We start from the raw sequence: 23734 nt of genomic DNA, 5'->3' as shown, positions 1-23734 counted from the left end.
CTGACGTTAGATGAGGTGCCGGCCCGGTCGCAGCGGGATCACAAACAGTCATGCCTCCCCCAGCCCTTGGTGCGGGCCGGGAGAGGCATGGAGTACGGCGATGGTCAGTGCGGTTGCAGCTGGCCGATGTGCTTATCGCTGAAGGTCCGGTAACGGTGCAGCTCCCAGAACAACCAGCCGATGCTGATGATCGCCAACACGACGAAGACCAGCGAACCGGAGAACGTGTCCCAGAGGGTGTGCAGGACGACGACACCCACGAACGTGCCGATGAACCCGAAGAGCCGAGCGACGCTCGGGCTCGCCAGCAACGCCCAGAGCGCGCCGGCGGTCAGCCCCGTCCAGGCGGTGTGACCGGCGGGCGCCGTCAGACCCCGGATGAAGAGCGTCTGCTCCACCGCGCCGATGTTGCCCTGCGAGCTCAGCAGGGCGCTGAAGGCGTAGCCCATCGTCTCCAGCGCGGCGAACCCCATGCCGGCGGCGATGCCGATGATCAGCCCGTCGGAGGGCACCCGGCGACGACGCTGGGCCACCACAGTGAACAGCAGCACCACCGGGACGATCAGCTTCGCCGACTCCTCGATCAGTGCCACGAACACCATCGGCAGGGTGCCGAGGCCGCGCAGGGTGTCGTACTCCAGGGTGCCGGCGACCACCGTGCCGATCACACCGCCGAAGAACGCCGACGTCACCAGCACCGACGCCGGCACCTGCCACCGCCCGGTGCGGGCCTGGGCGAACGTCAGGAACGTCAACGGCACCAACGTCGCCCCGAGCAGGATCAACGCCGGTACGAAATTCGGATTCTTGGTGCTGACCAGGGTCCGCAGCACCGCCAGATAAAGGATCAGCCCGATGAGGAGCACCCCGACCCACGCCCAACGGCGCCAACGATCACCCATACCGCGCAGTCTGGCGGACCAAGGTTACGAAGACCAGCCACGGCGCTGATCGTTGGCGGGTGAGCTGTTCGACACGCCGAGTGGTGCCCAGCCGAGCTGCCACCGATCGACGTGGCGATCCCGCGTACGCGGGACCGTCACCCGGGGGGAGCAGGTTGGGCAGCGCCGCCCTGTTGCGGTCGGCGATCCCACAGCACCAGGCCGGTGAGCAGCATCGCGACGCCCAGCCCGACCATCGCCAACCCCACCGTCGTACGCGCGCCCCCGTTCAGGTGACCCGCCACGATCCACCCGCTGTCTATCCCGAACGCCAGCGGCATCAACCCCTGCGGGATCACCGGGATCCACCCGACTGTCAGCAACCCCAGTGCCCACGCGGTCGACGTGTTCTCCCGATACCACTGCACGTCCCAGGTCAGCGGGAGCACCGTCTCCGGGGGCCGACTCCGCTGACCGGCCGCGGCGAGCACCGCCGTGCCGCGCTGGGCGAGCCGCTCGTCGGCCAGCCACAGGCCACCCCACCAGGCTGCGGCGCCTCCGAGCAGGCCGACCAGCGGCAGCAGCGGTGCCGCTGCCGGCGGACCCCAGACCACCAGGGCGAGCACCGGCGCCGCGGCGAGCAGCCCAGCAGCGGTGGCGACCAGCACGCTGACGATGTCGGTCGGGTTGTCAGCAGCTGTGGGATGCCGCGGGTCGGCCACCGGGCGTACGCGCAGCAGCGACACCCACACCGGCACCGCGGCGCCCGCGCCGAGCAGGGCCGGCAGGGTGCAGAGCGCGGCCAGCGGGTCGACGTCGGGGGCGAGGAGGATGCCCGCGACGGTGAGCAGCACACCGATCGGGGTGACCAGAACCAGCCACGCCAGGGCCCTGCCCCGGACCTCGGCCCGTTCGCCGTCGGGCGTGGTGAGCGGCAGCCACAACGCGGTGCCGTCCAGCCCGACCAAACCGGCGGACATCGCCGCCGCGCCGAGCACGGCGAGCGGTCCGGCCCACGGCAGCAGCAGGTCCACGTCGGACAGCAGCGGCAGTCCGGCGAGCAGAGCCCCGTACACCACAGCGAACGCCAGATACTGCAACCGCAGCGGATGCCGCGCCCAGGCACGCAGCTCACGGCCGACGACCGCCCGCGTCGCGGTCGGCACCCACCCCAGCCATTCGCGTTCAGCCGCGGCCGGTGACGCCGCCGCGGTCCGGCGTGGCCGGAACGGCGCGCCGGCGGCGATCACCTTTCGGACAAGCATGATGTACGCGGCGGCGCAGAGCGCCACGATGCCGACCAGGGCCGCCATCCTGCGTACCCCTTGCCCGGTTGGCCCGGTCACGGCGGCGACCGGCCAGGCACTCGGCACGTACGCCATGGCCCGGACCACCTCCTGCGGCGCTGCCACGAGCAGGACCGACACCCACGGGAAGACCGCCCAGAGCGACCCGGCGACACCCATCGCCGTACCGGTGAGGATGCCGGTGAGCAGCGCCCCGACCGGACCGCCGGCGTGGCCGACGACCTCCAGCGCGATGGCCGAGCCGATCAGCCCGAGCAGCCAGAGCAGCACCGCGCCGCCGGCGGTGACGAGGACCGCGACCGTGCCGTACCGGGCGGCGTGCACCGGCAGCGCGGCGAGTGCCACCAGCGAGACGGCCGGGCCGATACCGATCGCCGACGCGGCGAGCAGACCGATCGCGGCCGGGACCCCGCCGATCGGCTCCAAGCGCAGGTGAGCCGGCCGGACCCGGCCGCGCCCGCCGCCGAGCAGCAGAGGCAACACGATCCAGCCGAGAACCCAGGCCCCGGCGAGCAGGCCGAGCGTGTGCGGGTCGCCGCGGAGCGCGTACCGGATCAACCAGGCGGCGGCGAGCAGACCGACCAGGCCGGCGACAGTGGGGCCGGGGTGCTCGCGCAGCGAGCGACGCAGCATCGTCACGCGCATCCGGGCTGGTACCGCGATCGCGCGGAGGGTGCCGCCCAGCCGGCCGGGGGCGACGGGTTCCGCGCTCATCGTGCCCCGGTCAGCCAGTCCAGACCGCCGCTGCCGGAGGCTTCGGCGCCGACCAACTCGACGAACCGGTCCTCCAGGCTGCTGCCGGCGGCGACCTCGGTGACCGACCCGGCGGCGACCACCCGGCCCTGATGGATCACGGTGACCTCGTCGCACATCTGCTCGACCAGCAGCATCGAGTGGGTGGACAGCACGCAGGTGCCGCCACCGGCCACGAATCGGCGCAGCACCCGGCGGATGGTGGCCGCAGAGACCGGGTCGACCGCCTCGAACGGTTCGTCGAGCACGAGCAGCCGGGGCGCGTGCAGCAGCGCCTGGGCGAGACCCAGCTTCTTGCGGGTGCCGGTGGAGCAGTCGGCCAGGGGGGTGCCGGCGCCCTTGGCCAGGCCGAGCACGTCGATCAGTTCGGCGGCACGGCCGGTGGCCGCGGCCCGGGGAAGCCCGCGCAGGCCGGCGCTGTAGCGCAGCAGTTCGGCGCCGGTGAGGCGTTCCGGGAAGTCGAGGCCGTCGGGCAGCACGCCGGTCAGCGCGCGGGTCAGGCGACGCTCGCGCAGCGCGTCGTGGCCGAGGATGCGGATCTGCCCGGAGTCCGGGGTGACCAGGCCGACGGCCATCCCGATGGTGGTGGACTTGCCGGCGCCGTTGGGCCCGACGATGCCGTGGAACGTGCCGCTGTGGACGGTCAGATCGATGCCGTCCACCGCGCGGTGCGCCGCGAAGGTCTTGACCAGGCCACGGATCTCGAGTGCCGGGGGGATCACGCGCCGAGCATAGGTGACCTTGCACGGCGGCGTGGCCCGCCGCTCGGGAGTCCACGGCGGACGAAACTGCTCAGGCGACGTGCAACAGCCGGAAGCGTTCGGTCACCACTAGGGTGTCGTCGTCCACAGTGAAGTCGGGGTCGCCCAACTCGGCGCGCACCTCGGCGCTGTGCCAGAACGTCTCGTGCCCCGCACGCCACTGGGCCACCGACTCGTCGCCCTCCCCCTCGGCCAGGGCGTGCGGCAGGTCGACCTCGGCGAGCCGGACCACCCGTACGTCGGTCAGCTCGATGGCCGCGATCCGGCGCCCGGCGGAGTCCACCACGGCGGAGACCTGACCCACCTCGGGCAGCGGCTCGTTCGCGCACTCGTACCCGACCAGCAGGCCGGTCGTGGACGTCTTCGCCCCGGAAAGGATCGCGCCCACGAGCTTGTCCCGCAGTGGTCCCGGAAACGCGAACTCGGCAAGCGGAAGATCATCTAGGTCCATCCGCGGAGGGTACGCGATCTGGTGCGCGTGAGGGACCGTCGTCGAATTTTCCGCACCGTGACTGTCCCCGTGTTCCCCTCGAGACGAGGTGCTCGATCGGGATCTGGCGGTCTCCACCGCGCTGGTCGGGACCGGGCTGTGCCGACGAATTGGCCCTCGGTCAGGTGTGGTGGATCGGGGTCGCCAGGTCGCTGAGCGGGCGACCGGAGCCGCCCCAGGTCTGGGCGGTGATCTCCGCGGCGATCGCCACCGCCGTCTCCTCAGGTGTCCGCGCGCCCAGGTCCAGCCCGATCGGCGAGCAGAGTCGGGCCAGCGCGCTCTCCGGGACGCCCGCCTCGCGCAGCCGGCGCATCCGGTCGTCGTGCGCGCGCCGGCTGCCCATCGCGCCGATGTAACGGGCGGGCGTGGCGAGAGCGACCTGGAGCAGCGGCACGTCGAACTTGGGGTCGTGGGTCAGGACGCAGAGCACCGTCCGGTCGTCGACGGCCGTCGACTCCAGGTACGCGTGCGGCCAGCCGACGACGAGGTCGTCGACGTCGGGGAAACGCGCACGGGTGGCGAACACAGGGCGGGCGTCGCACACCGTGACGTGGTAGCCGAGGAACGTGCCGATCCGGGCCATCGCGGCGGCGAAGTCGATCGCACCGAAGATGATCATCCGGGGTGGTGGGACGTACGACTGGACGAACACGGCCACCTCGTCGCCGCGCTGCTGCCCCTGTCGGCCCAGGTGGATCGTGCCGGTGACGCCGAGGGCGAGCATCCCGGTCGCCTGCCGGGCCGCCGCGTCGTCCAGGTCGGGTGCGCCGAGGCTGCCCGCGACCCGATCCGGCCAGATCACCAGTTGGGCGTTCTCGACCGAGGCGGTGGCGACCGGGCGGCCGTCGCGGATCGCGGCGAGGACCTCGTCGAACTCGGCCATCGCGACGCTCGGTTGCACCAGGACCTGGATGGTGCCACCGCAGGTCAGCCCGACGTCCAACGCGTCGTCGTCGCTGACGCCGAAGGTCTGGGTGTGCGCCTCGCCGGTCTGGATCGCGGTCCGGCAGAGTTCGTAGACGGCCCCCTCGACGCAGCCGCCCGAGATGCTGCCCACCACGTCGCCGTGCGCCGAGACGGCCATCGCGGCACCGGGTTGCCGGGGCGCGGACTGCCAGGTCCGCGCGACTGTCGCGACGGCGAACGCGACGCCTGCCGCACGCCAGCCGGCCAGCCCGTCGACGATGTCCCGCATGGCCGCACGATCCGCGAGCCCCAGCGGCACCGTCAACGGCGACCTAAGCAGTTGCTTAGGTCGCCGTTGACTTTGACCACCGCCGGGCAGAGATTTTGCCGGACTGCGGAGGTGCGACATGCAGGTGCCGGCACCGTTCGAGTACGAGCGAGCCACCAGTGTGGACCATGCGATCAGCCTGTTGGAGCGGTTGGGCGGGACGGCCCGCCTGATCGCCGGCGGGCACAGCCTGCTGCCGATGATGAAGCTCCGGCTGGCCAACTTCGACTATCTGATCGACATCAACGATCTGCACGGCGAGTTGGGCTACGTCGAGGCGGGCCCCGACGAGGTCCGCATCGGTGCGCTGACCCGGCATCGGGAACTTCTCGAATCACCAGTGCTGGCGGCGGCGTTCCCGATCTTCGCCGACGCCGAACGGGTGATCGCCGACCCGGTGGTGCGCAACAGGGGCACGCTGGGCGGTTCGCTGTGTCAGGCCGACCCGTCCGAGGATCTGTCGGCGGTCTGCACGACGCTGGACGCGCGGTGCGTGATCCGTGGTCCGGGTGGCGCGGAGCGGGTCGTGTCGATGGAGGAGTTCCACGTCGGGCCGTACGAGACGGCCGTCGCGGACGACGAGATCCTCGTCGAGATCCGGCTACCGGTACGGCCCGGCTGTGGCAGCGCGTACGCCAAGGTCGAGCGCCGGGCCGGCGACTGGGCCGTGGTGTCGGCCGGCGCGGCGGTGTGGCTCGACGGCGGCGCGATCGTCGACGCCCGGGTCGGGCTCGCGGCGGTCGGCCCCAACACCACCGGCATCCCGGCGATCTCGGCGGCGCTGCGCGGGCAGGAACCCTCGGAGAGCCTCTACGAGCAGGCCGGGGCGATCGCGGCGGACAGCTGCGACCCGGTGACCGACCAGCGCGGCAGCGCGGACTACAAGCGGCATCTGGCCGCCGAGCTGACCCGGCGGACCCTGCGCCGGGCCGTCGAACGGGCGAGGAGCTGAGCATGCAGGTCACCATGACCGTCAACGACGTCGAGGTCACCCGGGAGATCGAGGCCCGGCTGCTGCTGGTGCACTTCCTGCGCGATGTGCTGGGTCTGACCGGCACGCACTGGGGCTGCGACACCAGCAACTGCGGCACCTGCGTGGTCTGGCTCGACGGCGAGCCGGTGAAGTCGTGCACGGTGCTCGCGGCGATGGCCGGCGGCCACCAGGTGCGTACCGTCGAGGGTCTCGCCAAGGGCGCCGAGCTGGACCCGATCCAGCAGGGGTTCATGCAGTGCCACGGTCTGCAGTGTGGTTTCTGCACGCCGGGGATGATGATGACCGCGCGGGCGCTGCTCGACCGCAACCCCGACCCGAGCGAGACGGAGATCCGGGAGGCGATCTCGGGTCAGATCTGCCGGTGCACGGGTTACGCCACCATCGTGCGCTCGGTCCGCTGGGCCGCCGTGGCCGAGGCGCAGGCCGCGGCCCAGGTCACCGAGACCACCGAATCGTCCGAGGCCGGCGAGATCGACAACGCCGGCCAGCCCGCGGAGGCCGTCGCATGACCGCAGTGCACGAGCGCGTGGACACGTTCCACGACAACGACCAGAAGCCCGTCGGGTACGGCCGGATGCTGCGCAAGGAGGACCCACGGTTCCTGCGTGGGCGCGGCCGGTACGTCGACGACGTCCAGCTGCCCGGCATGCTGCACCTCGCGATCCTCCGGTCGCCGGTGGCGCACGCCCGGATCGTCGGCATCGACACCAGCGCTGCCGAGGCGTCGCCCGGGGTGAAGGCGGTGGTGACCGGGGCGATGCTGGCACAGCAGAACCTGGCCTGGATGCCGACGCTCTCCAACGACGTGCAAGCCGTGCTCGCCACCGACAAGGTGCGTTTCCAGGGCCAGGAGGTGGCCTTCGTCGTCGCCGAGGACCGGTACGCGGCGCGTGACGCGCTGGAGCTGATCGACGTCGAGTACGACGTCCTCGACCCGGTGATCGACGCGCGCCGGGCGTTGGCGCCGGACGCACCGCTGATCCGCGACGACCTGGACGGCAAGACGAACAACCACTGCTTCGACTGGGAGACCGGCGACGAGGCGGCCACCGAGGCGGTCTTCGCCCGCGCCGACGTCGTGGTCAGCCAGGATCTCGTCTACCCCCGGGTGCATCCGGCGCCGATGGAGACGTGCGGGGCTGTCGCCGACTACGACTCGGTCGACGGCAAGCTGCGGCTCTGGTCGACCACCCAGGCCCCGCACGCGCACCGCACCCTCTACGCCATCGTGGCGGGCCTGCCCGAGCACAAGATCCAGGTGATCTCGCCGGACATCGGCGGCGGGTTCGGCAACAAGGTGCCGATCTACCCCGGGTACGTCTGCGCGATCGTCGCCTCGATCGTCACCGGCAAGCCGGTGAAGTGGATGGAGGACCGCTCGGAGAACCTGATCAGCACGGGATTCGCCCGTGACTACATCATGCGGGGGGAGATCGCCGCGACCCGCGACGGCCGGATCCTGGGCATCCGCACCAACGTGCTGGCCGACCACGGCGCGTTCAACGGCACCGCCGCCCCGGTGAAGTACCCGGCCGGTTTCTTCGGGGTCTTCACCGGCAGCTACGACATCGAGGCCGCGTACTGCAAGATGACGGCGGTCTACACCAACAAGGCGCCCGGCGGCGTCGCGTACGCCTGCTCGTTCCGGATCACCGAGGCGGTCTACCTGGTCGAGCGGATCGTCGACTGTCTCGCCGACGAACTCGGCATGGACCCGGCCGAGCTGCGGTTGAAGAACTTCATCCAGCCGGAGCAGTTCCCGTACACGACGAAGACCGGCTGGGTGTACGACTCGGGCAACTACGAGCCGACGATGCGGCTGGCGATGGAGATGGCCGGCTATGACGAGTTGCGCCGCGAGCAGGCCGAGAAGCGGGCCCGGGGCGAACTGATGGGCATCGGCATCGCGTTCTTCACCGAGGCCGTCGGCGCCGGGCCGCGCAAGGACATGGACATTCTCGGGCTGGGCATGGCGGACGGCTGCGAGCTGCGCGTCCACCCGACCGGAAAGGCAGTGGTACGCCTCAGCGTGCAGTCGCAGGGCCAGGGGCACGAGACGACGTTCGCGCAGATCGTCGCCGAGGAGATCGGCATTCCCCCGGCGGACATCGAGGTGCTGCACGGCGACACCGACAACACCCCGTTCGGCCTCGGCACGTACGGCAGCCGGTCGACGCCAGTCTCGGGAGCGGCGGCTGCCCTGGTGGCCCGGAAGGTCCGCGACAAGGCCCGGATCATCGCCTCGGGGATGCTCGAGGTGTCGGTTGCCGACCTGGAGTGGGAGAAGGGCGCATTCCACGTCGCCGGTGACCCGGGCCGGTCCGTCACGATCCAGGACATCGCCCTGCGCGCGCACGGCGCGGGCGACCTGCCCGAGGGCATCGAGGGTGGCCTGGAGGCGCAGATCTGCTACAACCCGTCGAACCTGACCTATCCGCACGGCGCGTACATCTGCGTGGTGGACATCGATCCTGGCACGGCCCAGGTGACGGTAAGACGGTTCATCGCCGTCGACGACTGCGGCACCCGGATCAACCCGATGATCATCGAGGGTCAGGTGCACGGCGGGCTGACCGACGGGGTCGGCATGGCCCTGATGGAGATGATCGCGTTCGACGAGGACGGCAACTGCCTCGGCGCGTCCCTGATGGACTACCTGATACCGACGTCCCTCGAAGTGCCCGACTGGGAGACCGGCTTCACCGTCACGCCGTCGCCGCACCACCCGATCGGCGCGAAGGGCGTGGGCGAGTCCGCCACAGTGGGGTCGCCGCCCGCGATCGTCAACGCGGTCATCGACGCGCTGAAGCCCTTCGGCGTCCGACACGCCGACATGCCGCTGACGCCGTCGCGGGTCTGGGACGCGATGCGCGGCCAGGCCCGGCCGCCGATCTGAGGAGCCGAGATGACCACCATCGCCGAACGCGCCCGGGAGCTGACCGACACCCGGGAACCGTTCGTCCACGCCACAGTGGTCCGCGCGCAGGATCCGACGTCGGCCCGACCGGGCGACGACGCGGTGATCCGGTCCGACGGCTCGATCGAGGGGTTCGTGGGCGGGGTGTGCGCGGAGAGTTCGGTGCGGGCCGCCGCCCTCGACACCCTGCGCGACGGCGTCGCCCTGCTGCTGCGGGTGCTGCCGGAGGGCGCGACCCCGTTCCCGGACACGCCGGGGGCGCGGGTGGTGGTCAACCCGTGCCACTCCGGTGGGGCGATCGAGGTATTCCTCCGACCGATGCTGCCGGCGCCGGCAGTGCGAGTGGTCGGTGACACCCCGATCAGCGCCGCCGTGGCGACAGTGGCCGCGTTCCTCGACTTCGACGTCGTCGCCGCCGACGACAGCAGCACCGGCTGCACCGCTGTGGTGGTGGCCGGGTTGGGCAGGGGCGAGCCGGAGGCGATCCGGGCCGCACTCGACGCCGGCGTCGGGTTCATCGCGCTCGTCGCCAGCGGCAAGCGTGGCGTGGCCCTGCTCGACGAACTGGGGTTGACCGACGAGGAACGCGCCCGCGTCCACACCCCGGCGGGGCTGGAGATCGGCGCGCGTACGCCAGCGGAGATCGCCCTGGCGATCATGGGTGAGGTGGTCCGGGCCATCCGGGTGGACGGCTTGGCCCCGGCCACCGGCACGTCGGCCGCCCGACCGCAGCAGGCCGTCGACCCGGTGTGCGGGATGACAGTGCTGGTCGGGGCGGAGACGCCGCACGCACGCGTCGACGGGCAGGACTTCTGGTTCTGCTGCGCCGGTTGCCTCGCGAGTTACACGGCTGCGTAACCCGTGTTCCTGACCGGCGTGGTGCTCGCCGCGGGTGCCTCGATGCGATTCGGCGAGGCCAAGCAACTGCTCCCGTACCGGGGGCGGACGTTGCTCGACGCCACACTCGACCTGGCCCGCTCGTGCGGCTTCGACCAACTGCTCGTCACAGTGGGCGGCGCGGCGGACGGCATCCGCGACCGGGTGGACCTGACCGGCTGTCAGGTCGTGCAGAACCCGGCGTTCAGCACCGGCTGCGGGTCGTCGGTGCGCACCGCCGCGCGCGCTGTGGACCCGCGCGCCGACGCGGTCGTGCTGCTCCTCGGCGACCAGCCCGGCGTCCGCGCCGCGGACGTCCGCCGGGTCGCCGAGGCGACCACCCCGCTGGCCGTCTGCCGGTACGCGGACGGCCTGGGCCATCCCTTCCGCTTCGGACGTGAGGTGCTGCCCGAGTTGTACGACCTGCACGGCGACAAGGCCGTCTGGAAGCTTCTGCACTCCGGGCGCCACCCGGTGACCGAGGTGACAGTCGACGGGCCGGTGCCGATCGACGTGGACACCCGAGCCGACTACGAGCGCCTGCTGGCGGGCGAGGCATGAAGGACGCCCACGCCGTCCGGCACCGCCTCGACGCCGTCGACTACCTGGTGGACGACGGCATGGCGATGGCCCTGTTCCTGGCCCTGCGCCTCGGTCGGCCCCTGCTGCTGGAGGGCGAACCGGGGGTCGGCAAGACCGCCGCCGCGAAGGCGTTGGCCCGCGCGCTGGAGACACCGCTGATCCGGTTGCAGTGCTACGAGGGGCTCACCGCCGGCGAGGCGCTCTACGAGTGGAACTACCAGCGGCAACTGCTGGCGATCCGGCTCGCCGAGGCGCACCACACGCCGCTCATCGACGCGGACCTGTTCAGCGCCGAGTACCTCCAGGAACGGCCGATCCTGCGGGCCGTACGCCACAGTGGGCCCGTCCCGCCGGTGCTGCTGATCGACGAGATCGACCGGGCCGACGACGAGTTCGAGGCGCTGCTGTTCGAGTTCCTCGGCGAGGCCGGCATCACGATCCCCGAACTCGGCACCTTCACCGCCCGCACCCCACCCGTCGTGGTGCTCACCTCCAACCGCAGCCGGGAGCTGCACGACGCGCTGCGCCGCCGCTGCCTGTACCACTGGATCGACTTCCCCGAGCCGGCCCGCGCCGTGGAGATCGTCCGCCGGGCCGTACCGGGCGCTACCGGGCCGCTGATCCAGACGGCCGTGCAGTTCATCGGCGGCGTACGCCACCGGGAGTTGGAGAAGGCGCCCGGGATGGCGGAGACCATCGACTGGGTGGGTGCGCTGTCAGTGCTGGGCGTCGCCGACCTGGCCGCGGACGGCGTCGTACAGACCATCGGCACCATCGCCAAGACCCCCGACGACCGCGCCGTGGTCGCCGCCGCGCTCGGCGCCTACCAGGAGAATCCCCAATGAAGATCACCAACGAGTTCGCGGTCACCGTCCCGATCGAACGGGCCTGGGCGGTGCTCACCGACCTGGAAGGGCTCGCGCCGTGCCTGCCGGGCGCCCAGCTGACCGGCGTCGACGGCGACGTCTACCAGGGCCGGGTGCGGGTCAAGGTCGGGCCGGTCGTCTCGGAGTTCGCGGGCACCGCCCGGTTCGTCGAGAAGGACGACGCCGCGTACCGCGGGGTGATCGACGCGAAGGGCCGGGACGCCCGCTCGGCCGGCACCGCGTCCGCGCTGGTCACCGCCCACCTGCAGCCGGACGGCGACCGGACGTTGGTCAGTGTGGACACCGATCTGAAGATCTCCGGCAAGCTGGCCCAGTTCGGCAGCGGCATGATCAAGGAGGTGTCGGGCAAGCTGCTGGCCCAGTTCGTCGCCAACCTGGAGGCCAAGCTGGCCGCCGAGCCGCCGGCCCCGCACCCGAGCCCCGAACCCGTGGCGGCCGCGTCCGCCGCGCCGCCCGAGGCGACCCCGGTCGCGTCCGCCACGGCGGTCGCGACCACCCCCGGCACCACTGCCGTCGCACCCTCGCCCGTCGAACCGTCGCCGGTCGCGCCGTCACCCGTCGAAGTGTCGACCGACGCCGCACGTGTCGCGCCGACCGCCGAGCCGGAGGCGCTCGACCTGCTCAGCATTGCCGGCGGGTCGGTCACCAAGCGCCTCGTACCGGTGCTCGTCGGTCTGGTCGCGGTCGGCGCGGTGATCGCCTGGCTGGTCGCGCGCCGGTGAGCCCGAGCGTGCTGCGCGGCGTCGACCGGGCCGCGTTCGCGGTGGCGCTCGCCGGCCGACTGCGCCGAGCCGGGGTCCCGGCCGGGCTGACCGCAGTCGACGACTTCGTCCGGGCGCTCGCCGCCAGCCCACCCGACTCGATGTCGTCGCTCTACTGGACCGCCCGGATCAGCCTGGTGCGACGGCACACCGACGTCCAGGCGTTCGACCGGGTCTTCGCGGCGATCTTCGCCGACCCACCACCCTTGCCCCGACCTCACCGGTCGGCGCCCCCGGCCGACGGCCCCGACGACGTCTACGTGCGGGTGCCGGCCGACACCGACGACGCGGGATCGGGCGGCGGGCTGCCGTGGGCGACAGTGCCGCCGGCGGTCGCCGAGACACCCGAACACGACGGCGCACTGCGGCTGCCCGAGCGGCGCCCGAGCGCCCACGCCGGGCTCGCCGACCGTCCGTTCGACGAACTCGACGCGGCACAGGTCACGCAGCTCGGCGACGCCCTGCGCGCGGCCGTAGCGGGCTGGCCGACCCGACGCACCCGGCGGCACACCGTCGGCTCGGCCGGTGCCCGGATAGCGTTGCGGGCCACCATCGCCCGGGCTCGGCGTACCGGCTGGGAGCCCGTCGAGGTCGTCCGCGCGCGTCCGGTACGGCGGCCACGCCGGATCGTGCTGCTCTGTGACGTCAGCGAGTCGATGCGGGCGCAGGCGACCGCGTACCTGCATCTGATGCGGGCGTTCGCGGTGGTCGCCGACGCGGAGGTGTTCGCGTTCGCCACGACGCTGACCCGGCTCACAGTGGTGCTCCGGCACACCTCGGCGGCCGAGGCGGTAGCGCAGGCCAGCGTCGCCGTGACCGACAGGTACGGGGGCACCCGGATCGCCACGAACCTGCGCGCCCTGCTCACCTCCCACCACGCGGAGGCCGTACGCGGGGCGGTGGTGGTGATCGGGTCGGACGGTTGGGACAGCGACCCGCCCGCCGACCTGGCGACGGTGATGGCCCGGCTGAGCCGCCGCGCGTACCGGGTCGTCTGGTTGAATCCCCGGGCCGGCGCGCCCGGCTTCGCCCCCCGGGTCGGCGGGATGGCCGCCGCGCTCCCCTACTGCGACCGGATGCTGCCGGCCGGCACCTTCCAGGACCTGCTGGTCGTCGCCCGTCAGCTCCAGAGCGTGACGTGCACCGACGGCCGGAAGTGGCCGACGCTGACGCCCGCGCCGCGCATCATCGCCTGAATCGCCCGCGGCGTCGAGGAGAAGCGCGACAGCTCCTCGGCGGCCGACATCGAACCGGGGGTGGCGAGCACCTGCGCATGCCACACCGCCTCCATCGTCGCGTGCAGCCCCATCACCTGCCCGAGCTGGCCCTGACGGACGTCCGGCGCGATGCTGAACGCGAGGGCTGGTGCCACCCCCTTGCCCCGTTTGGCTTCCCCCAGCGCGGCCGCGTGGCTCTGGAAGATCTGCTGCCGCTCGTCCGGCACGGCCAGCCGGCGTAGCAGCGCCGGGACCGCGCCCCACTCGGTGGCGGCCGACGGCCCGAGCAGCCAGGTCTGCTCCCGCAGTTGCCCCGGGGACGCCGCCAGGCCGGCGAGTGGATGTTCCGGACCGACGGCAATCACGAGCCGGTAGTTCATCACCGGCCGGCAGCCGATGGCGCTGTCGACGACCGACGGCTGCGGCCCGATCGCGATGTCCGCGGCACGGGTCATCAACAGCGACTCGAACGAACCCGGGTTGCGCACGCTCAACTCGACGTCGAGGTCGGCGGCCCGCTTCGCGAAGAGTTCGATCAACCCCGGTGCGGCGAACTCGGCGAACAGGCTCGACGCGGCGACCCGTAGCAACCGTCGGCCGCGCTTCGCGGCGCTGACCTCCAACATGGTGCGGTCCTGAAGGCCCAGCAGTTCCGCCGCGCGACTGGCCAACCGCAGCCCACCCGGGGTGAAGGCGAGGCCCGCCGCCGTCCGGGCGAAGAGCTTGTCGCCGAACTCCTTGCGCAGCTGGGCGATGTGCAGCGACACCGCCGACTCGGAGACCTGAAGCTCCGCGGCGGCCTGCTTGACCGAGCCCAGCCGGACCACGGCGACGTACGCGCGCAGCTGCGTCGGGGTCATCGGCGTCACCCACTTCCCCGCGATCGCGTGGCTCGGCTCGGCTCGGCGTCGAGACGAACGTCGATCATCTCCCGCTGGTCCGTCCCACCACCAGCGGCCGATCATCTGATCGTCGGGGCCCGGTGCCGTTCACAGTGGAGGAAGCAGTGACGAGTGTCCCGGTCAGCTCTCGGCGGTGGCCACCGGGTGGCCGGACACGCAGTAGACGTCGCCGGAGTTCGCTGCGTGCGGTAGGTCGTGCAGGTGCGTCGCCAGGTCGGTCGCGGGCATCCAACGTCGGAAGGTCATCGACTTGTCGTCGCCCACCGCCACGTCGAAGCCGTCGAATCCGAGCGCGGTCAGGCGGTCGAGACACCGGTCGGCGACCGCACGCGCGATGGTGGTGAACTCGAACGACAGCGCGGGCAGTGGGCGGCTCAGGCCGGCCAGCACCTCGTCCTCGAAACCCTCGACGTCGATCTTGGTGAAGGTCGGCACGCCGTACGTCTCGATCAGCGCGTCGACGGTGACCACCGGGACCTCGATGTCGGCGTCCCACACCTGGCCCTCCCACCCGCCTGCGCCCTTCGCCGCCCGGACGAAGTCCGGTGAGGCTGTCGACACTGTGGGGTTGGCGGAGTTGACGTGCAACCGGGTGCGTCCGAGGAGCGCGCCACAGGCGGCGTCGACAAGTGTCACCCGGTCGTCGTCGGCGTAGATCGCCCGTAGGGCGCGCAGACACAGCGGCTGCGGTTCCACGGCGATGACCCGGGCACCGAGGCGACGGAAGCTGGCGATGTGGTCGCCCACGTGCGAGCCGATGTCGAAGACGAGGTCCCCGCTGCTGACGAAGCGGGAGTAGAAGGCGTCCATCCTCGCGTCCCGCTCGGGATCGCCGTAGTAGACGTCGAGCGACCGGTGCAGCAGGGCCAGGGCCGGGTCGGTCCGGAGCGCGGCGATCCTGGTGTCGGTGGTAGCCGTCATTCGTCTGGGGTCCAGTCCGTAGAGGTAGCCGGGTTACGGTCCGAAGGCGGTCAGGAACCGGTCCCGGAAGGCGTCCATCCGCCAGACCGGCGCCTGCGGCCCCGGCTTCAGCCCGTCCTGCCAGCCCCACCCGGAGATGCGGTCCAAGACGGCCCGGTCCCGGGTGATGATCGAGATCGGGACGTCGTGGCTGGCGTTCTCGCCGGTGACGACCGCTGCGGGCTGGTGGTCACCGAGGACGATGAACACGAGGTCGTCGTCTCCGTAGGTCCGCACGTAGGAGATGAGCGCGCCGAGGGTGTACTCGATGGACTTCCGGTAGTCCGCCCGGATCTGGGCGGTGTTGCGGCGCTTGTCGTCCGACCTGCCCGCGGCCCCGCGGTAGGCAGCGCCGTCGCCGACGTCGGCCCAGTCGAGCAGCGGCGGGACGGGCGTCCAGGGCGCGTGACTCGACACCAGCGCCAGCTCGGTCATCACATTGCCGTCGCGCTTCGCCTGCTCCAGGCGCTGCCAGCTGGCCAGGGTGTACTGGTCGGGCGGGGTGCCGAAGCTGAACTTCGGGCCACGGTACCCGAGCGTCTTGGCGTCGTAGAACCGGTCGTAGCCGAAGAAGGAACCCTCCGGCCACGCCCTGGTGACGGCGGGCATCACGCCGACGGACTGCCAGCTAGCCCGGCGGAAGGCGCCGTTGAGGGTCATCCGGTCACTGGCCAGCAGGGTGCGGTGTCGCTGGTCGTTGTCGATCCAGAGGCCGGAGAGCAGCGTGTCGTGCGCGAGCCAACTGCCGCCACCGAAGGTCGGCGAGGTGAGGAAGCCGCTCTGCGCGGCGAAACCCGCCGCGCCCAGCTCGCTAGCGCCGCGGTCGAGGACCGCACCGACCTGCGGCGCGAACTCCGGGTCCTCGACGGCGTCGCGGCCGTAGCTCTCCACGAAGGCGACCACCACGTTCTTGCCGCGCAGCGCGGTCAGCAACTGGTCGCCAGGGGTGTCGCCGAACCTGTCGGCCTCGATCAGCGCGCCGAACGTCTCGCGGTCGTCGAGGCGCAGGCGCACCTGGAAGCCGTGACCGTTGGCCAGGGTCGTCGCTGACGTGTCGGCGACCGGCACGCCCTCGACCACTCGCACGTTGAACGCGGCGCAGGCCACCCAGACGACCACCAACGCGGCGACGATCCGGGTGGTCGCGGTGCGGTGCCGGACCACCAGCCGCCGCAGTCGCCGCATCGACAGCGTGACCAGTGTGGGCAGGCCCACGAGCACCACCGCCAAGGTGATGGCGACGCCGATGGCGGCGGGTCGACCGTACGACTCGCTGAGGAAGGCGAAGCCCTCGTCGAGGAGCGCCCAGTCGAGCACCGGGTCGAACGCCCGGCTCAGCGAGGCGGTGAACCCCAGGTCGAGCAGCTTCAACAGGCCGAGCAGGCCGAGGGCAACGCCGGCGAGCGTCGCGACCAGTCGGCTGCCACGAGACGGCAGGGCGAGCAGGAGGGCCACGACCAGCAGCGCCTCCAGGGGGATCCGCGCGAACGCCGCCGGGCTGAGCCGGCCGAAGTCGTACGGCACGGTGAGCACGAGCAGCACGAGCAGCGCGGCCAGCACTGTCGTCAGCCGGGCCGCGATGGAGTGCTTCGGCCGATCCTCGACGTCGGTGCCGTCGGCGGTACCGTCCGAGACCTCGCCCCTCATCGCCCTCCGTCCCCGGCTCGGCAGCTGACGTACGCGCGTCAAGAGCGACAACCCGGGCATCCTTCCATGATCTTTGTTGGGCGCGGCATCCGGGCGGCTCAGACGCGGGCGATCCCGCGTCGGGCCACGGTGACCGTGGGACGGTCCGACCACGGCAGCCCATCGGTCCTACTCGGGGTCAGCTCGGCCAACCCCGCTCCGGCGCCTGGCGCACTGTGGTTCGCCGAACTGACTGACTGGACCATCGCGCCCGGGGCACCGTGGATGACGGTGCGGCGGAGGTGTCGGGTCGTCCAGAGCCACGCGACGTCACGCCCGAACGACTCGACAAGCAGCGCCACCGACACCACCAGCATCATTGTCGTCAGCGGCGCGGGCAGCACGTCGGCCATCGCCACCGTCAGCACCACGCCCTGGATCGCGGCGACGACCTTGCTCCAGTAACGCGGCGGCGCGGATCCCCGCATCCACCCCAGCACCCAGGTCGCGGCACCGAAGAGGTAGCGCATCGCGCCGATCACGAGCACCCAGCCACCCACCGCGGGGGCCACGTGCAGGCAGAGCACCAGGACCAGGACGGAGTCGATCTCCATGTCGAAGCGCGCGCCGAGCTCGCTGGTGGTTCCGGTGCGGCGGGCCGTGTACCCGTCCACGGCGTCGAGGGCCAACGCCACGCTGGTGAGGACGACCATCAGGGTGACCGGCGCCGACCGGCCGAACGAGTCGGCGGCCAGGGCCGTCACGCCGCCGACGAGGATCGCCCGGCTCAGGGTCACCCGGTCGGCCGGGCTGAGCGCACCCGCGCCGGAGCGGGACATCCCCCGGCTGAGCAGGGCGCACAGGACCAACCCGTACGCCAGCCCCGCCACCCAGCCCGCCGCGCCCAGACCGACTGTCTCCGCCAGCACCGCCAACAGACCGATCTGCACGAGCAGTCCGATGACCGGACCAGTTCGAACCGTTGACATCGTGCCTCCGTGACTCTGGTGGGTGACCCTGACCGTCATCACGGAAAATATGACCGATCGGTTCATTCTGAACGCGACCCGGCAGGGCGCCACGGAGGGAGGTGCCCCTTCGGCGGCCGGTTAATCGTCCATCGTGGGCGACTCGCCCCTGCGGGCGCCGACCGTGCGGTACGGGTCAGTGCGTCGGCAGGGTCAGCACGTCCGCGCCGTCGTCGGTGATGGCGATGGTGTGCTCGCTGTGCGCCGTTCGGCAGCCCGTCGCGCTGCGGAGCGTCCAGCCATCGGCGTCGGTGACGAGCGTGGCGGTGTCCGCCATCACCCACGGCTCCAGCGCCAGCAGCAGCCCTGGGCGCAGCCGGTAACCGCGTCCGGGGCGCCCGATGTTGGAGACGTGCGGGTCCTGGTGCATCGTCGATCCGACGCCGTGGCCGCCGAACTCCGTGTTGACCGAGTACCCGGCCGCGTTGAGGACCGAGCCGATCGCGTGCGAGATGTCACCGATGGGAACGCCGGGGCCGGCGGCGGCGATCCCTGCCTGCAACGCGCGCTCGGTCGCGTCGATCAGGGCGAGGCTTTCCGCCGGCCGCACGTCTCCCACGATGAAGCTGATGGCCGAGTCCGCGACGACTCCACCCTGGGAGACGGCGAGGTCGAGCGAGAGCAGGTCGCCGTCGGCGAGCGGGTAGTCGTGGGGCAACCCGTGCAGCACGGCGTCATTCACCGACGTGCAGATGTAGTGGCCGAACGGTCCACGCCCGAAGGACGGCTCGTAGTCGACGTAGCAGGACTGCGCCCCGGCCTCGGTGATCATGGCCTGCGCCCACCGGTCGATGTCCAGGAGGTTGGTGCCGACCACGCAGCGGCTCTTCAGCGTCTGCAGGATGCCGGCGACCAGTGCGCCGGTGTCCTTCGCTCGCAGCACGTCGGTGGGGCTCAGGATCTCGATCATGCAGCGCCTTCCTCGGGCCACCAATAAGTATCCCGGCCATATTATCCCGGTACTAGAATCGGGGCATGGTCAGGTTGCCGCTCACTCCCGAAGAGCTCGAACGCGGACAGCGCCTCGGCGCGCTCCTGCGTCGAGCCCGTGGAGAGCGTTCGATGCTCCTCACCGCGCTGGACGCGGGCCTCTCACCGGAGACCCTTCGAAAGATCGAGTCCGGCCGGATAGCCACGCCCGCCTTTCCGACCATCGCGGCGATCGCCGACGTCCTCGGCCTCTCCCTCGACGCCGTCTGGTCGGAGATCAACACGTCGGACGGCGGCGGCGTTGGACTCCCCCGACCGACGCGCACCGCACGCGAGCGGTTGGCCTCCTAGCCTCGACCCCGTTGGCGCGGGACGACACGTCGGACGACGCTGGTCCCGGTCGATGAACGACCGGGACCAGCGGGTGGTGCGCGCTCAGGAGGCGGCGATGCCCTCCATGCCGATGCCGTCGGCGAACTTCGGCAGGCCCTCCACAGTGGTGACGAGGTTCAGGGACCCGTCCTCGTGCACCTTGTAGCCCTGCACGTTGCCGGCGGTGGCGTTCTGCACGTACAGGAAGCCATCGCTGGTGGTCATGTCGATCGACCCGCCGTTGGTGTCGGCGGCGACGTTCTTGACGATTTCGAGCTTGCCGTCGTCGTTGACCCGGTAGGAGCTGATGGTGGAGCTGCCGGCGTTGGCGACGAAGAAGTAGTCGCCGACGCGCTGGATCCAGCAGGGCGCCTGCTGGCCGTTGGGCACCGACGGGCCGACCTGGTCGAGGGCGCCGTCGTCCTCCAGCTCGAAGCGGCTGACCGCGTTGGCACCCGACTCGGTGACCAGGAGCGAGTCCTCGGTGTCGAAGGTGAAGCCGAACGGGGTGTTGCCCGCGTCGCTGATGACGGGGTTGCGGGACAGTTTGCCGTCGCGCCCGATCTCGTAGCTGAACATGACGTTGGCGCCCTTGGTCGACACCAGGACGAACTCGCTGTCCGGGTCGATCTTGACCTGGGCCGGGGCGGTTCCGAACGCGGGCGGGTTGCCGTTGTGCAGCCCGAGCGAGCGGTTGGCGTCCTCGATCCGCGACAGGCGCCCCTTGTGCAGCTCGAAGCCCTGCACCGAGCCCTCACCACCGGCGTTGAGGACGTAGACGAGGTCGCCACGGGCCGCGACGCTGACCGGCAGCAGACCGCCGGACCAGATGACCTGGAGCTTGTGCAGCTTGGTGCCCTCGACGCGGAAGACCGTCACGGTGTTGCTGCCGGCGTTCACAGCGAACAGCAGTCCGCGGTGGTAGATCAGAGAGCCCTGCGAGGCCAGCGCGTCGAGCGGCGCGCCGATGGTGAAGCCGCCCAGCCCGCCGGTCTCGTACTCGCCCGCCTTGGTGAGCTTGCCGTCCTCGTCGCGGTCGTACACCTTGATGGTGTTGCCCTCGGCCTTGTTGGTCTGGACGAAGACCGCGCCCTCGTCGCCGTGGTGGTAATCACCTCCCTTGCGGTCGTCGTGGTAACCGGGGCCACCGCCATCGGCGAAGGCGGTCCCGGGGGTCGATCCGATGCTCGTCAGACCTGCCAGGAGGGCTGCCGCGAGCGCGACGCTGCGCTTCATCACTGACTCCTTGTGCACCCGAAGGGAGGAATACGAGTTTTCCTCTCCTTCGAAAGCTATCGGACCAGGTAGGCGCGATGGCCTCACTTACCCTAAAGCGGTAATTTCGTGCCGTTCTGGGGAATGCCCAGACGTACGCCCCGGATGTGACCTACGGCGAAGCGGACCTTCGGCGCCGGGCATGGCGGCGCTGTTCCGTCACAGCGCAGCGAGCGCTCGGTCCGCAAACTGACGGTGATGGCGTCTCAGCACCACCGGGTGGGATGCTGCGGTGGTGATTCGCCGACGCGCGGTCTGGCTCGGTCTGGCGATCGGGCTGCTCAGCGGCTGCTCCGAGCCGCCGTACGCGCTGCCCGACCGACACGCGGCCGACGTGCGGGCTGAGGAGGAGCGTCTCGCGACGCTCCTCCCCGTCGAGTTGCTGGGCGGACCAGGCACCTGCGAGGTCCGGCTGCTGGGGCGAGACGGCACGTCGTCGTTCGCCTGGGCGCACTGCGAAGCAGCACTGGAGGGCGGGATCGGCTCCGGCGTCTCCACACCGGTGCGGGTGGACGGCGATCGCGTCACTCAGCCCGGCGACGGGAGCGAATACTCGGTGAGCGTGCGTCGCATGTTCCCGGAGCGGCTGGCCGAGGCTGTCCTCGAGGACGACGGCAGGCTACGGCCCTGACGGATTCGGGCGACAACCACAGCGCCGACGGTGCGCGAGGCGCGGGACGGTCGGGAGTCAGCGCGGGTCGGGCCACCACGGTTCGAGGATGCTCGGGTCGGCGACGTACTGCGCCACCTGCGTCCGCTGCTCCGGGGTCAGGGACAGCGCCTGGAGTCGGGCGCCCCACTCGGGCACCCGGTCGGCCTTGTCCAACGCGGTCGCCAGCTCGATCAGGCCGGCCAACGCCATCGCCTGCTCGACCACCGGGGCGTCCTCGGCGCGGCGGCGCATCCCCGAGTCGAGTGCCCGGTAGGCCGCTCGGTCGTCCATCTTGAACTCGCGCAGGATCCGCGCGTTGTCGAGCACCCGGGCCAGCCCGTCAAGCTCCTTCGACCCGCCGTACTCCACGTCCTCCGGCTCGTCGCGCTGGATGAAGACGATGGAGTTGCCCGACGGGTCGACGATGCTGAACCGCGACGCCCCGGCGCGGTAGCGGGTCATCCGGGGTAGGCCCTTGACCAGCACCTTGCCGTAGCTGCGGCGCATCGCCGCAGCGAACGCCGCGTGGTACGACGCGACCGCGTCCACCATCACCAGGCACCCGCCGGACTGCTCCTTCGCCGGGTCCAGGTCTTTGGGCGCCGGGCCGTAGTGCAGCTGGAACCCACTCCAGGTGAGGGCCAGGTACACATATGGCCGGAGTTGCTCATAAGCCACCTCGAACCCGAGCGCCCGCCAGAACGCCAGGGTCTCCTCCGGGGCCGCGCAGTGCAGCAGCGGCACCGTGGTCTCGTTCGGTTGGACACGGTCCTCGTTGGTCGTCATGGTCACTCCCGGTCCGGTCGGCAGGCCGGCCATTGTGCCAGCACTCCCGAGCGGCTTCGACGAGTTTCGTCTCCTACCCAGGGAGGAGGCGCGCTCCGACCACCGGCCGCAACCGGGGCTCGGGGTCGGACGCGATCGGCGGGTACGGCCGCGAACATCTACAGACATGACTACCGATGTGCGCCGGGCGACGCGCTGGAGCCGCCCCCTGATGTTCCTGGTATCCGTGATGGCGGTGCTCGGCGTCGTCGCCGTCGTCGGCATCCTCGTCGACCCGCGCGTCCTCACCGGGGCGCCGATCTGGCTCAAGCCGTTCAAGTTCGCTGTGTCCTTCGTGCTGTACGGCGCGACGCTCGCCTGGATGCTCTCCCTGCTGCCGCGACGCAGCCGGGCCGTCGAGAGGGCGGTCGTCGTCATCGTCGCGGTGGCGGTCATCGAGAACGCGTGGATCATCGGTCAGGTGATACGCGGGCAGACCAGCCACTTCAACGACAGCACCCCACTGAACACCGCTCTGTTCGCGGCGATGGGCGCGGCCATCGGGGTGCTGTTCTTCGCGCACCTCGTCATCGGGATCGTCGTCCTGATCCAGCGGATCCCCGATCGGGTCGCCGCGACAGCCGTCGGCTGGGGGCTCGGCCTGTCCCTGCTGGGCATGCTCGCGGCGGTGCCGATGGCGCTGCCGATGCAGGACCCGGGGATCGAGGGAATCGGCGGGGCGCACAGCGTCGGCGTGCCCGACGGTGGGCCGGGGCTGCCGATCGTCGGCTGGAGCACCACCGGCGGTGACCTGCGGATCGGGCACTTCGTGGGGCTGCACGCCCTCCAGGCGTTGCCCATCCTGGCGATCCTGCTGAGCCGGTTCGCGACACGGTTGGACGAGCGCACCCGCGCCCGGCTGCTGGTCGTCGCGGGCGGCGCGTACGGCGTACTCACAGTGCTGTTGACCTGGCAGGCCCTGCGCGAACAGCCGCTGCTGCGGCCGGACGCCGTCACGCTCGCCGCGGTAGCGGCCCTGGTGGTCGCGACGGCGACCGCGACCGGCCTGGTGCTGGCCCGCCGACGTCGCCCGGAACTGGCGCTGGCCGCGTGACCGGCACGCTGTTCTCCCTGACGTTCGCGGTGGCCGCGCCGTTCTGGGCGCTGATGATCCTGCTGCCCCGCTGGTCGTGGACCGCCCGGATCATCGCCTCGCCGCTGATCGTGCTGCCGGTCGTGGTGATCTACGCGCTACTGGTGCTCCCGACGTTCGGCGACGTGCTGCCGGCCGTGACGTCGCCGACCCTGGCCGGGGTACGCGACCTGCTCGGCACCTCCGACGGGGCGGCGGCGGGTTGGGCGCACATGATCGCGTTCGATCTGTTCGTCGGGCGGTGGGCGTGGTTGGACAGCCGGGATCGGGGGGTGCCGGCGCTGGTGATGGCTCCGGTGCTGCTGCTGACCATCCTGCTCGGACCGCTCGGCCTGGCCGCGTACCTCGCGGTCCGGACCCGGTGGCGGCGGCCGGCGGCCGTTGCCACCGGCCCGCAGCACCTAGGCTGAC

General features: G+C 71.4%; 23 protein-coding genes and 1 pseudogene. 12 read left to right on the top strand and 12 right to left on the bottom strand.

Going from position 1 to position 23734, the window contains the following annotated elements:
• Positions 1–104 precede the first annotated feature (104 nt).
• From NIE79_RS02445 to NIE79_RS02425, 5 genes are all read right to left on the bottom strand, one after another.
• A complete protein-coding gene (locus NIE79_RS02445) occupies positions 105–902 on the bottom strand; it encodes a PrsW family intramembrane metalloprotease (protein WP_238676962.1) in 798 nt (265 codons plus the stop codon).
• Between the two features lie 137 nt (positions 903–1039).
• Entirely contained in the window at positions 1040–2902 is a 1863-nt protein-coding gene (locus tag NIE79_RS02440) for a hypothetical protein (RefSeq protein WP_238676961.1), read from the bottom strand.
• A complete protein-coding gene (locus tag NIE79_RS02435) occupies positions 2899–3663 on the bottom strand; it encodes an ABC transporter ATP-binding protein (RefSeq protein ID WP_238676960.1) in 765 nt (254 codons plus the stop codon). The genes NIE79_RS02440 and NIE79_RS02435 overlap by 4 nt, the downstream gene beginning before the upstream one ends.
• Before the next feature lie 70 nt (positions 3664–3733).
• Positions 3734–4153: an ASCH domain-containing protein gene (locus NIE79_RS02430; protein ID WP_238676959.1), complete on the bottom strand. Its 420-nt coding sequence runs from the start codon at positions 4151–4153 to the stop codon at positions 3734–3736.
• Between the two features lie 160 nt (positions 4154–4313).
• Complete coding sequence (locus NIE79_RS02425) at positions 4314–5387, bottom strand: XdhC family protein (protein WP_238676958.1); 1074 nt, start codon at positions 5385–5387, stop codon at positions 4314–4316.
• A gap of 118 nt (positions 5388–5505) precedes the next feature.
• Here NIE79_RS02425 and NIE79_RS02420 point away from each other — a divergent pair, with 118 nt between their 5' ends.
• Genes NIE79_RS02420 through NIE79_RS02385 form a run of 8 tightly spaced genes read left to right on the top strand, consistent with a single transcriptional unit; the run spans position 5506 to position 13639 of the window.
• Complete coding sequence (locus tag NIE79_RS02420; protein WP_238676957.1) at positions 5506–6378, top strand: FAD binding domain-containing protein; 873 nt, start codon at positions 5506–5508, stop codon at positions 6376–6378.
• Between the two features lie 2 nt (positions 6379–6380).
• Complete coding sequence (locus NIE79_RS02415) at positions 6381–6929, top strand: (2Fe-2S)-binding protein (RefSeq protein ID WP_091399278.1); 549 nt, start codon at positions 6381–6383, stop codon at positions 6927–6929.
• Positions 6926–9316: an aerobic carbon-monoxide dehydrogenase large subunit gene (locus tag NIE79_RS02410; RefSeq protein ID WP_238676956.1), complete on the top strand. Its 2391-nt coding sequence runs from the start codon at positions 6926–6928 to the stop codon at positions 9314–9316. Before NIE79_RS02415 ends, NIE79_RS02410 begins: the two co-directional genes overlap by 4 nt.
• 9 nt (positions 9317–9325) lie before the next feature.
• Positions 9326–10195 carry an XdhC family protein gene (locus NIE79_RS02405; protein WP_238676955.1) on the top strand — a complete coding sequence of 290 codons (870 nt, stop codon included), beginning with the start codon at positions 9326–9328 and terminating at the stop codon, positions 10193–10195.
• A 3-nt stretch (positions 10196–10198) separates the two neighbouring features.
• Positions 10199–10774, top strand: a complete 576-nt coding sequence (locus NIE79_RS02400) for a nucleotidyltransferase family protein (protein ID WP_238676954.1) — start codon at positions 10199–10201, stop codon at positions 10772–10774.
• Positions 10771–11640, top strand: coding sequence for an AAA family ATPase (locus tag NIE79_RS02395; protein WP_238676953.1), 870 nt, complete (start codon positions 10771–10773; stop codon positions 11638–11640). Before NIE79_RS02400 ends, NIE79_RS02395 begins: the two co-directional genes overlap by 4 nt.
• The gene (locus tag NIE79_RS02390; protein ID WP_238676952.1) at positions 11637–12404 is read left to right on the top strand and encodes an SRPBCC family protein; all 768 of its coding nucleotides are present in this window, start codon (positions 11637–11639) and stop codon (positions 12402–12404) included. The genes NIE79_RS02395 and NIE79_RS02390 overlap by 4 nt, the downstream gene beginning before the upstream one ends.
• On the top strand, positions 12401–13639 hold the full coding sequence (locus NIE79_RS02385) for a vWA domain-containing protein (protein ID WP_238676951.1): 1239 nt from the start codon (positions 12401–12403) through the stop codon (positions 13637–13639). The genes NIE79_RS02390 and NIE79_RS02385 overlap by 4 nt, the downstream gene beginning before the upstream one ends.
• Here the strand turns inward: NIE79_RS02385 and NIE79_RS02380 are convergent.
• The 5 genes and pseudogenes from NIE79_RS02380 to map all read right to left on the bottom strand — a co-directional run bounded on the left by NIE79_RS02380 (position 13564) and on the right by map (position 19086).
• Entirely contained in the window at positions 13564–14520 is a 957-nt protein-coding gene (locus NIE79_RS02380) for a LysR family transcriptional regulator (RefSeq protein ID WP_238676950.1), read from the bottom strand. The two genes, NIE79_RS02385 and NIE79_RS02380, sit on opposite strands and share 76 nt — an antisense overlap.
• 162 nt (positions 14521–14682) lie before the next feature.
• Positions 14683–15483: an FkbM family methyltransferase gene (locus NIE79_RS02375; protein WP_238676949.1), complete on the bottom strand. Its 801-nt coding sequence runs from the start codon at positions 15481–15483 to the stop codon at positions 14683–14685.
• 33 nt (positions 15484–15516) lie between these two features.
• Positions 15517–17169 carry an alkaline phosphatase family protein gene (locus NIE79_RS02370; protein WP_238676948.1) on the bottom strand — a complete coding sequence of 551 codons (1653 nt, stop codon included), beginning with the start codon at positions 17167–17169 and terminating at the stop codon, positions 15517–15519.
• A 275-nt stretch (positions 17170–17444) separates the two neighbouring features.
• Positions 17445–18137 (bottom strand): annotated as a pseudogene (locus NIE79_RS02365) (CDP-alcohol phosphatidyltransferase family protein); the annotation flags it as partial.
• Between the two features lie 175 nt (positions 18138–18312).
• On the bottom strand, positions 18313–19086 hold the full coding sequence (map, locus tag NIE79_RS02360) for a type I methionyl aminopeptidase (protein WP_238676947.1): 774 nt from the start codon (positions 19084–19086) through the stop codon (positions 18313–18315).
• Positions 19087–19151: 65 nt separating this feature from the next.
• On the opposite strand from map, the gene NIE79_RS02355 reads away from it, so the two are divergent.
• The gene (locus tag NIE79_RS02355; RefSeq protein WP_238676946.1) at positions 19152–19457 is read left to right on the top strand and encodes a helix-turn-helix domain-containing protein; all 306 of its coding nucleotides are present in this window, start codon (positions 19152–19154) and stop codon (positions 19455–19457) included.
• Between the two features lie 84 nt (positions 19458–19541).
• Here the strand turns inward: NIE79_RS02355 and NIE79_RS02350 are convergent, their stop codons facing one another.
• Positions 19542–20714: a lactonase family protein gene (locus NIE79_RS02350; protein ID WP_238676945.1), complete on the bottom strand. Its 1173-nt coding sequence runs from the start codon at positions 20712–20714 to the stop codon at positions 19542–19544.
• Positions 20715–20985: 271 nt separating this feature from the next.
• On the opposite strand from NIE79_RS02350, the gene NIE79_RS02345 reads away from it, so the two are divergent.
• Complete coding sequence (locus NIE79_RS02345; protein WP_238676944.1) at positions 20986–21384, top strand: hypothetical protein; 399 nt, start codon at positions 20986–20988, stop codon at positions 21382–21384.
• Positions 21385–21441: 57 nt separating this feature from the next.
• On the opposite strand, the gene NIE79_RS02340 is transcribed toward NIE79_RS02345, so the two are convergent.
• Entirely contained in the window at positions 21442–22191 is a 750-nt protein-coding gene (locus NIE79_RS02340) for a DUF8817 family protein (RefSeq protein WP_238676943.1), read from the bottom strand.
• A 166-nt stretch (positions 22192–22357) separates the two neighbouring features.
• Between NIE79_RS02340 and NIE79_RS02335 the strand changes: the two genes are divergently transcribed.
• Both NIE79_RS02335 and NIE79_RS02330 read left to right on the top strand, forming a co-directional pair.
• Positions 22358–23284, top strand: coding sequence for a hypothetical protein (locus NIE79_RS02335; protein WP_238676942.1), 927 nt, complete (start codon positions 22358–22360; stop codon positions 23282–23284).
• Positions 23281–23733 (top strand): ABA4-like family protein, encoded by a 453-nt coding sequence (locus NIE79_RS02330; protein WP_238676941.1) that lies wholly within the window; start codon positions 23281–23283, stop codon positions 23731–23733. Before NIE79_RS02335 ends, NIE79_RS02330 begins: the two co-directional genes overlap by 4 nt.
• Position 23734 lies beyond the last annotated feature (1 nt).

The organism is Micromonospora trifolii, from assembly GCF_022229005.1.
GTDB classification, from domain to species: Bacteria; Actinomycetota; Actinomycetes; order Mycobacteriales; family Micromonosporaceae; genus Micromonospora; species Micromonospora trifolii.
Note: the sequence above shows the minus strand (reverse complement) of the source record. Positions and strands in the feature narration are given on the sequence as shown.

Excerpts from the sequence above, each read along its gene's own strand:
- NIE79_RS02445 (WP_238676962.1), bottom strand. The coding sequence starts at position 902 with ATGGGTGATCGTTGGCGCCGTTGGGCGTGGGTCGGGGTGCTCCTCATC.
- NIE79_RS02440 (WP_238676961.1), bottom strand. The coding sequence starts at position 2,902 with ATGAGCGCGGAACCCGTCGCCCCCGGCCGGCTGGGCGGCACCCTCCGC.
- NIE79_RS02430 (WP_238676959.1), bottom strand. The coding sequence starts at position 4,153 with ATGGACCTAGATGATCTTCCGCTTGCCGAGTTCGCGTTTCCGGGACCA.
- NIE79_RS02425 (WP_238676958.1), bottom strand. The coding sequence starts at position 5,387 with ATGCGGGACATCGTCGACGGGCTGGCCGGCTGGCGTGCGGCAGGCGTC.
- NIE79_RS02420 (WP_238676957.1), top strand. The coding sequence starts at position 5,506 with ATGCAGGTGCCGGCACCGTTCGAGTACGAGCGAGCCACCAGTGTGGAC.
- NIE79_RS02415 (WP_091399278.1), top strand. The coding sequence starts at position 6,381 with ATGCAGGTCACCATGACCGTCAACGACGTCGAGGTCACCCGGGAGATC.
- NIE79_RS02410 (WP_238676956.1), top strand. The coding sequence starts at position 6,926 with ATGACCGCAGTGCACGAGCGCGTGGACACGTTCCACGACAACGACCAG.
- NIE79_RS02405 (WP_238676955.1), top strand. The coding sequence starts at position 9,326 with ATGACCACCATCGCCGAACGCGCCCGGGAGCTGACCGACACCCGGGAA.
- NIE79_RS02395 (WP_238676953.1), top strand. The coding sequence starts at position 10,771 with ATGAAGGACGCCCACGCCGTCCGGCACCGCCTCGACGCCGTCGACTAC.
- NIE79_RS02390 (WP_238676952.1), top strand. The coding sequence starts at position 11,637 with ATGAAGATCACCAACGAGTTCGCGGTCACCGTCCCGATCGAACGGGCC.
- NIE79_RS02380 (WP_238676950.1), bottom strand. The coding sequence starts at position 14,520 with ATGACCCCGACGCAGCTGCGCGCGTACGTCGCCGTGGTCCGGCTGGGC.
- NIE79_RS02375 (WP_238676949.1), bottom strand. The coding sequence starts at position 15,483 with ATGACGGCTACCACCGACACCAGGATCGCCGCGCTCCGGACCGACCCG.
- NIE79_RS02370 (WP_238676948.1), bottom strand. The coding sequence starts at position 17,169 with ATGAGGGGCGAGGTCTCGGACGGTACCGCCGACGGCACCGACGTCGAG.
- map (WP_238676947.1), bottom strand. The coding sequence starts at position 19,086 with ATGATCGAGATCCTGAGCCCCACCGACGTGCTGCGAGCGAAGGACACC.
- NIE79_RS02355 (WP_238676946.1), top strand. The coding sequence starts at position 19,152 with ATGGTCAGGTTGCCGCTCACTCCCGAAGAGCTCGAACGCGGACAGCGC.
- NIE79_RS02350 (WP_238676945.1), bottom strand. The coding sequence starts at position 20,714 with ATGAAGCGCAGCGTCGCGCTCGCGGCAGCCCTCCTGGCAGGTCTGACG.
- NIE79_RS02340 (WP_238676943.1), bottom strand. The coding sequence starts at position 22,191 with ATGACGACCAACGAGGACCGTGTCCAACCGAACGAGACCACGGTGCCG.
- NIE79_RS02335 (WP_238676942.1), top strand. The coding sequence starts at position 22,358 with ATGACTACCGATGTGCGCCGGGCGACGCGCTGGAGCCGCCCCCTGATG.